General features: G+C 68.9%; 11 protein-coding genes and 2 riboswitches. Of the genes, 10 read left to right on the forward strand and 1 reads right to left on the reverse strand.

Annotated elements, in window-relative coordinates:
- The 9 genes from KE274_RS15580 to KE274_RS15620 all read left to right on the forward strand — a co-directional run bounded on the left by KE274_RS15580 (window position 1) and on the right by KE274_RS15620 (window position 10,934).
- Window positions 1-159 (forward strand): ABC transporter ATP-binding protein, encoded by a 159-nt coding sequence (locus KE274_RS15580; protein ID WP_439957718.1) that lies wholly within the window; start codon window positions 1-3, stop codon window positions 157-159.
- A 71-nt stretch (window positions 160-230) separates the two neighbouring features.
- A riboswitch (glycine riboswitch) is annotated at window positions 231-325 on the forward strand.
- Window position 326: 1 nt separating this feature from the next.
- Window positions 327-422, forward strand: a riboswitch (glycine riboswitch).
- Window positions 423-476: 54 nt separating this feature from the next.
- A complete protein-coding gene (gene gcvT / locus KE274_RS15585) occupies window positions 477-1,592 on the forward strand; it encodes a glycine cleavage system aminomethyltransferase GcvT (RefSeq protein ID WP_211545402.1) in 1,116 nt (371 codons plus the stop codon).
- A complete protein-coding gene (gene gcvH, locus KE274_RS15590; RefSeq protein WP_211545404.1) occupies window positions 1,589-1,966 on the forward strand; it encodes a glycine cleavage system protein GcvH in 378 nt (125 codons plus the stop codon). The genes gcvT and gcvH overlap by 4 nt, the downstream gene beginning before the upstream one ends.
- Window positions 1,967-2,027: 61 nt before the next feature.
- Entirely contained in the window at window positions 2,028-4,868 is a 2,841-nt protein-coding gene (gcvP, locus tag KE274_RS15595) for an aminomethyl-transferring glycine dehydrogenase (protein WP_249186544.1), read from the forward strand.
- A 215-nt stretch (window positions 4,869-5,083) separates the two neighbouring features.
- Window positions 5,084-6,736, forward strand: coding sequence for a peptide ABC transporter substrate-binding protein (locus KE274_RS15600; RefSeq protein WP_211545408.1), 1,653 nt, complete (start codon window positions 5,084-5,086; stop codon window positions 6,734-6,736).
- A gap of 101 nt (window positions 6,737-6,837) precedes the next feature.
- Entirely contained in the window at window positions 6,838-7,764 is a 927-nt protein-coding gene (locus KE274_RS15605; protein WP_211545410.1) for an ABC transporter permease, read from the forward strand.
- Entirely contained in the window at window positions 7,757-8,698 is a 942-nt protein-coding gene (locus KE274_RS15610; RefSeq protein ID WP_211545412.1) for an ABC transporter permease, read from the forward strand. The genes KE274_RS15605 and KE274_RS15610 overlap by 8 nt, the downstream gene beginning before the upstream one ends.
- Window positions 8,695-10,368 carry a dipeptide ABC transporter ATP-binding protein gene (locus tag KE274_RS15615; RefSeq protein WP_211545414.1) on the forward strand — a complete coding sequence of 558 codons (1,674 nt, stop codon included), beginning with the start codon at window positions 8,695-8,697 and terminating at the stop codon, window positions 10,366-10,368. Before KE274_RS15610 ends, KE274_RS15615 begins: the two co-directional genes overlap by 4 nt.
- A 2-nt stretch (window positions 10,369-10,370) precedes the next feature.
- The gene (locus KE274_RS15620) at window positions 10,371-10,934 is read left to right on the forward strand and encodes a PH domain-containing protein (protein WP_211545416.1); all 564 of its coding nucleotides are present in this window, start codon (window positions 10,371-10,373) and stop codon (window positions 10,932-10,934) included.
- 9 nt (window positions 10,935-10,943) lie between these two features.
- Here the strand turns inward: KE274_RS15620 and KE274_RS15625 are convergent, their stop codons facing one another.
- The gene (locus tag KE274_RS15625) at window positions 10,944-11,735 is read right to left on the reverse strand and encodes a CPBP family intramembrane glutamic endopeptidase (RefSeq protein ID WP_211545418.1); all 792 of its coding nucleotides are present in this window, start codon (window positions 11,733-11,735) and stop codon (window positions 10,944-10,946) included.
- A 102-nt stretch (window positions 11,736-11,837) separates the two neighbouring features.
- Here KE274_RS15625 and typA point away from each other — a divergent pair, with 102 nt between their 5' ends.
- Window positions 11,838-13,751: a translational GTPase TypA gene (gene typA, locus KE274_RS15630; RefSeq protein ID WP_211545420.1), complete on the forward strand. Its 1,914-nt coding sequence runs from the start codon at window positions 11,838-11,840 to the stop codon at window positions 13,749-13,751.
- Window positions 13,752-13,862 lie beyond the last annotated feature (111 nt).

Consider the following 13,862-nt stretch of genomic DNA (forward strand, 5'->3'; position numbering starts at 1 on the left):
GTGCTCTACAAGGGCGACGTCGTCGAACGAGGACCCGCGGACCAGGTCATCCTGCACCCGCAACACGAGTACACCAAGACCCTCCTCGCCGCCGCCCCCGAACCCGACAACCTCGGCCGCCTCCGCGACGAAGTCCGCACCGAACTCGCGGGGCTGTGATCCGGGTCCGCACGGTACGGGACGCGGACGTGCGTCGGGCTAGACTGAACCCACAATCGAAGACAGGCCGAAAGACCGACGCGGGAGAGCCCCGGCGCACGCAGCCGGGCACCGAAGGAGCAAGCCTCCCCGCCAATCTCTCAGGTACGCGTACCGCGGAGGTCCGGCCGCTCTGAAAAGCGATCCCGATGTCGGGGATCCGCCGACGGTGAAAGCCCGCGTGCTCGTGCGGGCGAAGCTCTCAGGCCCATGACAGAGGGGGAGTTCCCTGGAACGGCGCCGTCGCCGTTCCGCCCGACCCAGCCCGGGAGAACTCCATGTCCGAACCCCGCTACACCCCGCTGCGCGAGCGCCACGAGGCCCTCGGCGCGTCGTTCACCGACTTCGGCGGCTGGCAGATGCCGGTGCGCTACACGTCCGACCTCGCCGAGCACCACGCGGTGCGACAGGCGGCGGGCATCTTCGACATCTCGCACATGGCCGAGTTCACGGTGCGTGGCGTCGACGCGGGTGCCTACCTCGACTACGCGCTCGCGGGGCGCCTGTCGGCTCTTGCGGTCGGCAAGGCGAAGTACTCGCTGCTCCTCACGGCCGAGGGCGGCATCGTCGACGATGTGATCGTGTACCGCCTGGCCGACGACGACTACCTCGTCATCTCGAACGCGGGAAACCGGGACGCTGTGCGCGATGCGCTCGCGGAGCGGGTCGCCGACTCCGGGGCCCCGCACGTCGAGGTCGCCGACGTGTCCGACGACTACGCGCTGATCGCGGTGCAGGGCCCGCACGCCGAGAAGATCCTCGCGGCGACCCCCGGTATCGCCGACGTGAGTGCGCCGTGGGACTCCCAGCGCTACTACGCCTGGGCCTCGGCGACTTTCGCGGGGGAGCCGCTGCTCCTGGCACGCACGGGGTACACCGGGGAGGACGGCTTCGAGCTGCTCGTCCCCGCGGCCCACGCGGTTGCGCTGTGGGACGCCGTGCTCGACGCCGGCACGCCCCACGGCCTCGTTCCCGCGGGTCTCGCGGCGCGCGACACCCTGCGCCTGGAGGCCGGGATGCCCCTTTACGGCCACGAGCTGAACCGGGAGACGTCTCCCGCGCAGGCGGGCCTCGGCCGCGTCGTGGTCGCGGCGAAGGACCGCTTCGTCGGCAAGGACGCCCCGGCTCCCGCACCCGACGCACGCGTGCTGGTCGGCCTGACCGCCGAGGGGCGACGTGCCGGTCGCGCCGGCTACGCGGTCGTCGACGCCGATGGCGCCCCGCTCGGGGAGATCACCAGCGGCGCCCTGAGCCCGACGCTGGGGCATCCGATCGCGATGGCCTACGTCGACCCTTCTTCCGCGGAAGAGGGAACCGCAGTATTCCTTGATGTGCGGGGGACCCGTATCCCCGCGACCGTGACCGCCCTGCCTTTCTACCGGAGGAACTCATGACCGACCTCAGCGCACTCCGCTACACCGACGAGCACGAGTGGATCGCCGGTGACGGCGACACCGTGACCATCGGCATCACCGACTACGCCGCCGAGAAGCTGGGTGACGTGGTGTTCGTCGAGCTGCCCGCCGTCGGCACCGAGATCACCGCGGGCTCCGTGGTGGGTGAGATCGAGTCGACCAAGTCGGTCGGCGAGCTGTACGCCCCGGTGGCCGGCACGGTCGTCGAGGTCAACGACGCGGTGGTCGACGACCCGTCGCTCGTGAACGCCGAGCCGTTCGAGGGCGGCTGGCTCCTCAAGGTCTCGGTCGCCGCCGGCGCCCTGGACGGACTGCTCGACCGCGACGCCTACGTCGCACTCACGGAGGGCTGAGACAGAAGTGGTTGCTTTCGCCGATCGTCACATCGGACCCACCGAGACCGCCCAGCGCACGATGCTCGACGCGCTCGGCCTCGGCGGCGCGGAGGAGGGCCCCACGAGCCCGGTCGAGACGCTCATGCGCCAGGCCGTCCCCGCCTCGATCTACCTGGCGCCGGAGGCCGCGGTCGCGGAATCGCGTATCCCTGTCGCCGCGAGCGAGACCGAGGCGCTCGACGAGTTGCGCGCTCTCGCGTCGCGCAACACGGTCCGCCGCACGATGATCGGCCTCGGGTACTACGGCACCATCACGCCGCAGGTGATCCAGCGCAACGTGCTGGAGAACCCGTCGTGGTACACGGCCTACACGCCGTACCAGCCGGAGATCTCGCAGGGGCGCCTGGAGGCGCTCATCAACTTCCAGACCATGGTCGCCGAGCTCACCGGGCTCAGCACCGCGAACGCGTCGATGCTCGACGAGTCGACCGCGGTGGTGGAGGGCATGCTGCTCGCACGCCGCGCCTCGAAGTCCGCGTCGAACGTGTTCGCGGTCGACGCCGATGCGCTGCCGCAGACCAGGGCCATGCTCGCATCGCGCGCGGAGGCCCTCGGCATCGAACTCGTGACGGTCGACGTCGCCGCGGGTGAGGAGCTGCCGGACGAGCTGTTCGGCGTGTTCGTGCAGTACCCGGGCGCCTCGGGTCGCGTGTGGGACCCGACGGCGGTGTTCGAGGCGGCTCACCTCGCGGGTGGCCTCGCGGTGGCCGCGGCCGACCTGCTCGCGCTCACGCTGCTGACCGCCCCCGGCACGCTCGGGGCCGACGTCGCGGTGGGCACGACGCAGCGCTTCGGTGTGCCGATGGGCTTCGGCGGACCGCACGCCGGGTACATGGCGGTGCGCTCGGGGCTCGAGCGCCAGCTGCCCGGTCGCCTGGTGGGCGTGTCGGTCGATGCCGACGGCAAGCCCGCGTACCGGCTCTCGCTGCAGACGCGCGAGCAGCACATCCGCCGCGAGAAGGCCACGTCCAACATCTGCACCGCGCAGGTGCTGCTGGCCGTGATGGCGTCGATGTACGCGGTGTACCACGGGCCGGACGGGCTGCGCGCGATCGCGGGGGACGTCGCCGCCAAGGCCACGCTGCTGCGCGACTGGCTGGTCGAGGCCGGGGCCGAGGTCGTGCACGAGCACTTCTTCGACACGCTCACGGTGCGCGTGCCCGGCCGCGCGGCGGAGCTCGCCGCGCGGGCACGTGACGAGCACGGAATCCTGCTGCGCGTGGCGGACGCCGACACGATCGGTGTCGCGGTGGACGAGACGACCACGTTCACCGACCTGCACCGGGTGGCGCTGGTGTTCGGCGGCAAGACGGAGCGGGCGTTCGCGTTCTTCGGCGGCGGGACGAACGCACTGCCGACGGCTCTGCGCCGCGAGGACGAGTACCTTACGCACCCGGTGTTCCACGCGCACCGCAGCGAGACCGCGATGATGCGCTACCTGAAGACCCTGTCCGACCGCGACTACGCGCTCGATCGCGGCATGATCCCGCTGGGGTCCTGCACCATGAAGCTGAACGCGGCGACGGAGATGGCGGCGATCACGTGGCCGGAGTTCGCCGGCATCCACCCGTTCGCTCCCGCGGACGACGTGCAGGGCTACCTCGAGCTGATCGATCAGCTCGAGAGCTGGCTCGCCGAGATCACCGGGTACGACGCGGTGTCGCTGCAGCCCAACGCGGGTTCGCAGGGCGAGCTCGCCGGGCTTCTCGCGATCCGCGGCTACCACCACGCGAACGGCGACACCCACCGCACGGTGTGCCTCATCCCGTCGTCGGCGCACGGCACGAACGCGGCGTCGGCCGTGCTCGCCGGGATGCGGGTCGTGGTCGTGGCGAGTGATGCGCTCGGCAACGTCGACCTCGACGACCTGCGGGCCAAGATCGCGCAGCACGCCGAGGAGCTCGCGGCGCTGATGATCACCTATCCCTCGACGCACGGCGTGTACGAGGAGCAGGTGGTCGACATCACGACCGCGGTGCACGAGGCCGGCGGCCAGGTGTATGTCGACGGTGCGAACCTCAACGCGCTGCTCGGTTATGCCCGCTTCGGCGACCTGGGCGGCGACGTGTCGCACCTCAACCTGCACAAGACGTTCGCGATCCCGCACGGCGGGGGCGGCCCCGGCATCGGGCCGGTCGCGGCGAAGGCGCACCTGGCGCCGTACCTGCCGTCGCACCCGCTCGCGCAGCGCGCCGAGCACTTCGGCGGATACACGTTCGACGGTGCGGTCATCTCGGCGGCGCCCTACGGTTCCGCGGGAATCCTGCCGATCTCGTGGGCCTACGTGCGCATGATGGGCGCGGACGGCCTGCGTCGTGCGACCGCTGCGGCGGTGCTGTCGGCGAACTACATCGCGGAGCGGCTGGGCGCGCACTTCCCGGTGCTCTACACGGGCGAGAACGGTCGGGTCGCGCACGAGTGCATCCTCGATCTGCGTCCGCTCAAGGAAGCCACCGGCATCACGGTCGACGACGTCGCCAAGCGCCTGATCGACTACGGCTTCCACGCCCCGACGATGTCGTTCCCGGTCGCGGGCACGCTCATGGTCGAACCGACCGAGTCGGAGGACCTCGACGAGATCGAGCGGTTCATCGAGGCCATGATCATGATCAAGGCGGAGGCCGATGCGGTGGCCGCCGGTCGCTGGCCCGCCGACGACAACCCGCTCGTACACGCGCCGCACACCGCGGTGTCGCTCATCGCGGGGGAGTGGACGCACGCCTACACGCGCGAGGAGGCCGCCTATCCGGTGCGCTCGCTCATCGCGGCGAAGTACTGGCCGCCGGTGCGCCGCATCGACCAAGCGTACGGCGACCGCAACCTGGTGTGCGCGTGCCCGCCGGTGGAGGCGTTCGCCTGAGCAGTTGACGGTTCGCGGACGGCGTCGCGATGGCCCTCGGGTCGCGCGACGCCGTCCGCGTTTCCGTATGTTTCGCGCGTGTGACGATTGGTCACCACTCAGTAACAGTTCGTTAGCCGAGTGCGTCGGCGAGCGGACTCGCGGGTTACGCTCAGGTATCCCTGCGTGCTCGATGATGCGCACGCAGAATTCCCACGTCCACAGGAGGACACAAAGTGAAGCGCAACAAGATCGCCCTGGCGGGCGTCGCGCTGTTCGCGGGTGGCGCTCTGGCGCTCGCGGGCTGCGCGGGCGGATCCGGCAACACCGGTGACGGCGGCAACGGTGGGGCCAAGGCCGACCCCGACGCCATCATCACGACCAACGGCTCGGAGCCCGAGAACCCGCTGATCCCGACCAACACGAACGAGGTCGGTGGCGGCAAGATCCTCGACGAGATCTTCGCCGGGCTCGTCTACTACGACGCCGAGGGCAAGCCGGTCAACGACATGGCCGAGGAGATCACCACCGAGGACCCGCAGCACCTCACCGTGAAGCTGAAGGAGGGCCAGACGTTCTCCAACGGCGAGGAGGTCACGGCCGACAACTTCATCAAGGCGTGGAACTACGGCGCACAGGCCGACAACGCTCACCTCTCGAACTACTTCTTCGAGGACATCGAGGGTTTCCAGAACACCCCGGACGTCTACGGCGCACAGGGCGACATGTCGGGTCTGGAGCAGGTCGACGACTACACCTTCAAGATCACGCTGAACAAGCCGGCCGCCGACTTCGCGCTGCGCCTGGGCTACTCGGCGTACTACCCGCTGCCCGACGTCGCGTTCGAGGACATCGACGCGTTCGGTGAGAACCCGATCGGCAACGGCCCGTACAAGCTCGACGGTGAGGGGGCCTGGCAGCACGACGTGCAGATCGACCTGGTCCGCAACGACGACTACGACGGCGGTCGCAAGGCGAAGAACGGTGGTCTGACGATCAAGTTCTACGCGACGCAGGACGCGGCCTACGCCGACCTGCAGGGCAACAAGGTCGACGTCATCGACGTCATCCCCGCGGTGTCGCTGCCGACCTTCCAGGACGACCTGGGCGACCGTGCGGTGAACCAGCCGTCGGCCGTCTTCCAGTCGTTCACGATCGGTCAGTTCCTGCCGCACTTCTCCGGCGAGGAGGGCATCCTCCGTCGCCAGGCCATCTCGATGGCGTTCGACCGCGACCAGATCACCGACAAGATCTTCTTCGGCACCCGCACCACGGCCTCCGACTTCACGTCGCCGGTCATCGACGGCTGGTCTGACTCGATCAAGGGCAACGAGGTCCTGAAGTACGACCCCGAGAAGGCCAAGGAACTGTGGGCCGAGGCCGACGCCATCTCCCCGTGGGAGGGCGAGTTCAAGATCGCTTACAACACCGACGGTGGCCACCAGGAGTGGGTCGACGCCGTCACCAACGCGATCTCGAACACGCTGGGCATCGAGGCGTCGGGCGACCCGTACCCGACCTTCTCCGTGATCCGCGAGGAGATCAACAACAACAGCATCAAGACCGCTGCCCGTTCGGGTTGGCAGGCCGACTACCCGGGTCTGTACAACTTCCTCGGCCCGCTCTACGCGACCAACGCCGGTTCTAACGACGGTGACTACTCGAACCCCGAGTTCGACGAGCTGATCGCCGAGGGCATCAGCAACACCGACACCGCGGCGCAGGTCGAGGAGTTCACCAAGGCGCAGGAGATCCTGTTCAACGATCTCCCCGCGATCCCGCTGTGGTACTCCAACGTGACCGGTGGTTACGCCGACACCGTCGACAACGTCACGTTCGGCTGGAACTCGGTCCCGCTGTACTACGAGATCACGAAGGCTGCCGAATAGGCCTGACGGAGCTCGCACCCGCGAGGCGGTGACGGTTTCCGTCACCGCCTCGTCGGGTGCTCCCGTTCGGTCTGTTCGCGCCCTCCCGAAAGGGACTGCGGATGCCCAGCTATATCATCAGACGTCTTCTCCAGGTGATCCCCGTGTTCTTCGGGGCCACCCTGCTCATCTACTTCCTCGTGTTCGCGATGCCAGGCGACCCGATCCTGGCCCTGTTCGGTGATCGCACGCCGAGCGAGGCACTCGTCAACGCCCTCCGCGAGGAGTATCACCTCAACGACCCGTTCCTGGTCCAGTACTGGTACTACATCACCGGTGTGTTCCAGGGCGACCTCGGCACGACCTTCTCCGGTCGTCCGGTCTCCGCGGTGCTCGTCGACACGCTTCCGGTCACCGGCCGTCTCGCCATCATGGCGATCGCGATCGAGTTCACCCTCGCGATCCTGATCGGCACGATCTCTGCGCTGCGCAAGGGCAAGCTGTTCGACACGACGGCCCTGCTCGTCGCGCTCGTGGCCCTGGCGATCCCGATCTTCGTGCTGTGCTTCCTGGCCCAGTACTTCCTGGCGATCCAGTGGGGCTGGTTCAGCCCGACCGTCGGCTCCGACAACGACTGGGGCGGCCTGTGGCTTCCTGCACTCGTGCTCGGGTTCAGCCTCTTCGCCGTCAGCATGCGCCTGATGCGCAGCTCGGTGATCGACACCCTCAACCAGGACTGGGTGCGCACGGCATACAGCAAGGGACTCTCGCGCACGCGCGTGATCCCGGTGCACGTGCTGCGCAACTCCCTGCTCCCGGTCATCACCAACTCCGCCACGAACTTCGGTGTGCTCCTCGTCGGCGCCACCGTGACCGAGGGGATCTTCAACATCCCCGGTGTCGGCAACACGCTCTACCAGGCGGCGATCCGCGGGGAGGGGCCCACCGTGGTCTCCTTCGTGACCGTGTTCGTCATCCTGTACGTGCTGGTGAACCTTGTCATCGACCTGCTCTACGGTCTGCTCGACCCGAGGATCCGCTATGTCTGACCCCACCACGCAGAAGCACTATGTCGCTCCTGTCGAGACCGAGTCGATCGCGATCGACGCGGTGCGCGTCGCCGAGAAACCCAGCAACCTGTGGCGCGACGCCTGGCGCGACCTGCGCCGTCGCCCGATGTTCTGGTTCTCGGTGCTGCTCGCCGCCCTGTTCATCCTGATGTCGTTGTGGCCGACCCTGTTCACGCAGGTCAACCCCCGCGCGTGCGACCTGACGTACAGTAACGAGGGCCCGACGCCGGGCCACCCGCTCGGGTACAACTTCCAGGGGTGCGACATCTACGCGCGCGTCGTCTGGGGTGCCCAGGTCTCGCTGTCCGTGGGTCTGATCGCCACGGCGATCTCCGCGGTCCTCGGCCTGATCATGGGTGCCCTGGCGGGCTTCTACGGCGGCTGGCTCGACGCGCTGCTGTCCCGCATCGGCGACATCTTCTTCGCGATCCCGTACATCCTGGCCGCCCTGGTCGTGATGACGGTGTTCTCGGACTACCGCTCGGTGTGGACGCTCGCGCTCGCGATCGGTGGCTTCTCCTGGGCATCGACGGCACGCGTCGTGCGCGCGGAGATCCTCCGGGTGCGGCAGGCGGACTTCGTCATGGCCTCGCGCTCCCTCGGACAGTCCCGCTTCAAGACGCTGCTGACGCACGTGATCCCCAACGGCATCGCACCGCTGCTGGTCGTGTCGACCCTGGGCCTCGCAGCGGCGATCGTGGCGGAGGCCACGCTGTCGTTCCTCGGTGTCGGGCTCGGCGGCACGGTGGTGTCGTGGGGTAACGACATCAGCCAGGCACAGGCGGCACTGCGCATCGCCCCGATGTCGCTCATCTATCCATCGATCGCGCTCACCCTCTCGGTGCTCGCGTTCGTCGGCCTCGGCGAGCTCATCCGAGACGCCCTCGACCCGAAGGCGAGGGCCCGCCGATGAGCGACCACAACGCCGCCCAGATCCCGCTGCTGAGTGTCCGCGACCTCACGGTCGCCTTCCGCTCCCAGGAGGGGATGCGCGAGGTCCTGCACGGTGTCACGTTCGACGTGTTCCCCGGCGAGACCGTCGCGATCGTGGGGGAGTCCGGCTCGGGCAAGTCCACCACGGCCACGGCCATCGTCGACCTGCTGCCGGGGACCGGAAAGGTCACCGGAGGCTCGATCACGCTCGAGGGCCGTCCGCTCACGGGCCTGAGCCGCCGCGACATCGAGGCGGTGCGCGGCCGGGACATCGGCTTCGTCCCGCAGGACCCGATGTCGAGCCTCAACCCGGTGTGGAGCATCGGGTTCCAGGTGAAGGAGGCCGTCCGCGCCAACGGCATCGCCCAGGGTCGCGCCGCCGTCAAGGCACGCACGATCGAGGTGCTGCAGCAGGCGGGACTCGCCGACGCTGAGCGCCGCCTGCACCAGTATCCGCACCAGTTCTCCGGTGGCATGCGCCAGCGTGCGCTGATCGGCATCGGTCTCGCGGCCGACCCGAAGCTCCTGATCGCCGACGAGCCGACCTCGGCGCTCGACGTGACGGTGCAGCGGGTCATCCTCGATCACATGGCCTCCCTCACGCGGGACAAGGGCACTTCGGTGCTTCTGATCACGCACGACCTCGGTCTCGCGGCCGAGCGCGCGGAGAAGATCATCGTGATGAACGGTGGCAACATCGTCGAGGCCGGCCCGAGCCGTCAGATCTTGGAGAACCCGCAGCACCCGTACACCAAGCGGCTGGTCGCCGCGGCACCCAGTGTGGCGTCGCAGCGCATCCAGGCGGTGGTGGAGGACCGGGGCATCGAGACGCTGGAAGACCTCGCGGACATCCCGCCGACGGTCCGGGTGGCCGGCCTGACGAAGGACTACAAGATCCGTCAGGGCAACTTCCGCAGCGAGGCCTTCCGGGCGGTCGACGACGTGTCGTTCGAGATCCCGCGCGGCAAGACGCTCGCTCTGGTCGGGGAGTCCGGTTCGGGCAAGTCCACCGTCGCGAAAATGGTGCTCAAGCTCGAGGATCCGACCAGCGGCACGATCGAGATCGACGGTCAGGACGTGTCGGGACTCTCGAACGCCCAGGCGTTCGGGCTCCGGCGGCGCATGCAGCCGGTGTTCCAGGACCCGTACGGCTCGCTCGACCCGCTGCGCAACATCGGCAACACGATCGCCGAGCCGCTGCAGATCCATGGTGTCGGCGACCGGGCCTCGCAGCGGGCGCGCGTGGAGGAACTGCTGGAGCAGGTCGCCCTGCCCCAGGCCCTCGCCTCGCGCTACCCGAACGAGCTGTCGGGCGGTCAGCGGCAGCGCGTGGCCATCGCCCGCGCTCTCGCGCTCAAGCCCGACATCATCGTGCTCGACGAGGCGGTGTCGGCGCTCGACGTGCTGGTGCAGGACCAGATCCTGAAGCTGCTCGCCGACCTGCAGTCCGAGCTCGACCTGACGTACCTCTTCATCACCCACGACCTCGCGGTCGTGCGGGTCTCCAGCGACCTGGTGTGCGTGATGGAGAAGGGCCGCGTGGTGGAGCAGGGCACGGTCGACGAGATCTTCGCGAACCCGCAGGAGGAGTACACCGAGCGCCTGCTGCAGGCGATCCCGGGTGCGTCGATCTCCCTCGGCGGCCGCTGAGCGTGGCATCGCCGGCACAGCCCGAGGACGCACGGACCTACCGTGCGTCCTCGGGCACCGTCGTCCTCGTGCTCAGCGTGCTGCTCGTGCTCTTCCTGCTGGGCGACACGGTCATCAACGGCAGCATCGTGCAGGCGCTGCTGATCGCGCCGTGGATGCTCCTGGCGCTGTGGATCGTGTACGAGATCAGCTTCGTCTCGCACGTGCGCGTGGACGCACACGGGGCGACCGTGCAGAACCTGCTGCGTCGGACCAGCTTCGGCTGGGGTCACGTGCGCGACATCGATCTGCGCTGGCAGCTCGAGTTCGCGCTCGACGATGGCCGTACGCTCACCTGCTGGGGTGGCCCGGCCCGTGCCCGTCCGCCGCGCCCGCGTCGGGATGAGGACGCGGAGCCCCGGGTGCCGTCCGGGCTGCAGGCCCTCACCGACATCCGTGATCGCTGGTCTGCCGCGGCGGCCGCCGACGCCCCGATCCGTCGCACGTGGGACGGTCCTGCGCTGATCGCACTCGCGGTGATCGTGCTGTGGGCCGCGGCCGCCCTCGTCGTGGTCAACCTGGGCTGAGCGCCCCGCTCACCCGGGCAGCCCGAACAGCGCAGGCCAGGTCGCGGCCGCCCACGGGTAGCCGACGAACACGGTCGCGTCGATCAGGAAGTGCGCCACCAGGAACGGCAGCAGCCGTCCTGACCGCTGGTACAGCCACCCGAAGAGCAGCCCCATCGCGAGGTTCCCGACGAAGGCCCCAGGTCCCTGATACAGGTGGTAGGTCGCGCGGAGTACGGACGTGGCGACGATGATCGTCCACGGCGACCAGCCGAGCTGCCGCAGCCGGGCGAACAGGTAGCCCAGCACGACGAACTCCTCCTGCAGCGAGGCGCGGGCGGCCGCGAGCAGCAGGACCGGCACGGTCCACCAGTAGGCGTCGAGTCCCGCGGGGTTCACCGCCACGAACAGGCCGGTCGCGCGCCCCACCAGGTAGAGCGCGAGCCCCGGCACGCCGATCGCCACCACCAGCAGCACCCCGCGCGCGACATCGGCGCCGACCCGGGTGCCGTCGAGTCCGAGCCGCCCGAGGTGCGGGCGCCGTCGCTGCCACAACAGGAAGCACACCAGCAGCACGGGCACGAGCGAGAAGCCGATCGAGAGCAGCTGATAGATGAGGTCGAACACCTCGCGGTCGCTGCGGGAGGGGTTCAGCGTGGCGGTCTGGTCGGCCAGGGGCACGTCGTCGGTGAGGCGGTAGGCGAGCTGCACGATCGCGTACACCGCCGACTGCCCCAGCCCCAGGGCCAGCACGATCGCGATCTCCCACCACAGGCGCGCACGGGCCGGACGACGCGGGTGGGCGGGGGGAGCGGGGGTCACGGAGTCGATGCTACGACGTGGGCTCGGAGATCCGATCCGCGCGTACGTTATCCTGGAACGTCGGCTTCCCGGCGCAACCCCACACTCTTTGAGGACCCTTGTATGGCGCACGCCCTCCGCTCTGACCTCCGCAACGTCGCAATCGTCGCCCACGTCGACCACGGCAAGACCACGCTCGTCGACGCGATGCTCCGCCAGACGGGCTCCTTCGGCGAACACTCGCACGTGGAGGAGCGCGCCATGGACTCCAACGACCTGGAGCGCGAGAAGGGCATCACGATCCTCGCCAAGAACACGGCGATCACCTACAAGGGCAAGCACGCCGACGGCAAGGAGATCACGATCAACGTGATCGACACGCCGGGTCACGCCGACTTCGGCGGCGAGGTCGAGCGCGGCCTGTCCATGGTCGACGGCGTGGTGCTGCTCGTCGACGCGAGCGAGGGCCCACTGCCGCAGACCCGCTTCGTGCTGCGCAAGGCGCTCGAGGCGAAGCTGCCCGTGATCCTGCTGGTCAACAAGACCGACCGTCCCGACGCGCGCATCGCCGAGGTCGAGGAGGAGGCGCACGACCTGCTGCTGGGCCTGGCATCCGACCTGGTCGACGACGTGCCCGACCTCGACGTGGACGCGCTGCTCGACGTCCCGGTCGTGTACGCCTCGGGCCGCGCGGGTGCCGCGTCTCAGAACCGTCCCGCCGACGGCTCGCTGCCCGACAACGACGACCTCGAGCCGCTGTTCGAGGCCATCCTGGAGCACGTGCCCGCGCCGTCCTACGACGACGAGGCGCCGCTGCAGGCGTGGGTCACCAACCTCGACTCCAGCCCGTTCCTCGGCCGCCTCGCGCTGCTGCGCATCTTCAACGGCACGCTCAAGAAGGGCCAGACGGTCGCCTGGGTGCGCGCGGACGGCACCACCAGCAACGCCAGGGTCACGGAACTCCTGATGACCCGTGCGCTGGAGCGCTACCCCGCCGAGTCGGCCGGCCCCGGCGACATCGTCGCGATCGCTGGCTTCGAGAACATCACGATCGGTGAGACCATCGCCGACCCGGAGGACGTGCGTCCGCTGCCGGCCATCACGGTCGACGACCCCGCCATCTCGATGACGATCGGCACCAACACCTCGCCGCTCATGGGCAAGGTCAAGGGGCACAAGCTCACGGCACGCATGGTGAAGGACCGGCTCGACCGGGAGCTCATCGGCAACGTGTCGCTCAAGGTCGTCGACATCGGCCGTCCCGACGCGTGGGAGGTGCAGGGCCGCGGTGAGCTCGCCCTGGCGATCCTCGTCGAGAACATGCGCCGCGAGGGCTTCGAGCTCACGGTCGGCAAGCCGCAGGTGGTCACGAAGAAGATCGACGGCAAGACGTACGAGCCCTTCGAGCACCTCACGATCGACACGCCGGAGGAGCACCTCGGCGCCATCACCCAGCTGCTCGCTAACCGCAAGGGCCGCATGGAGAACATGACGAACCACGGCACCGGCTGGGTGCGCATGGAGTTCGTGGTGCCCTCGCGCGGTCTGATCGGCTTCCGCAGCGAGTTCCTCACCACCACGCGCGGCACCGGCATCGCGAACGCCATCTCGCACGGCTACGAGCCGTGGGCGGGCCAGATCGTCACGCGCCAGAACGGCTCGATCGTGGCGGACCGCGCCGGTGTGGTGACCCCGTTCGCGATGATCGCGCTGCAGGAGCGCATGTCGTTCTTCGTGCAGCCCACCGAAGAGGTCTACGAGGGCATGGTCATCGGCGAGAACTCGCGCGCCGACGACATGGACGTCAACATCACCAAGGAGAAGAAGCTCACCAACATGCGCTCCTCCACGGCCGACAACTTCGAGTCGATGACGCCGCCGCGTCTGCTGACGCTGGAGGAGAGCCTGGAGTTCGCGCGTGACGACGAGTGCGTCGAGGTGACGCCGGAGAAGGTGCGCATCCGCAAGGTCATCCTGGATCAGACGGTCCGTGGCCGCGAGGCGTCGCGCCTGAAGCGTCAGGACGCGAACGCCTGAGCGACCCCGCCGCACCCCCTTCCGAAGAGGGCCCCACGCCGCCGCGTGGGGCCCTCTTCTCATGAAAATGCCAGGTCGGGGCTAGGTCGATGACGCAGAATCGTTCACTTG

The sequence above is a fragment of the Microbacterium paraoxydans genome (genome assembly GCF_018224615.1).
In the GTDB taxonomy this organism is placed as follows: Bacteria; Actinomycetota; Actinomycetes; order Actinomycetales; family Microbacteriaceae; genus Microbacterium; species Microbacterium paraoxydans_B.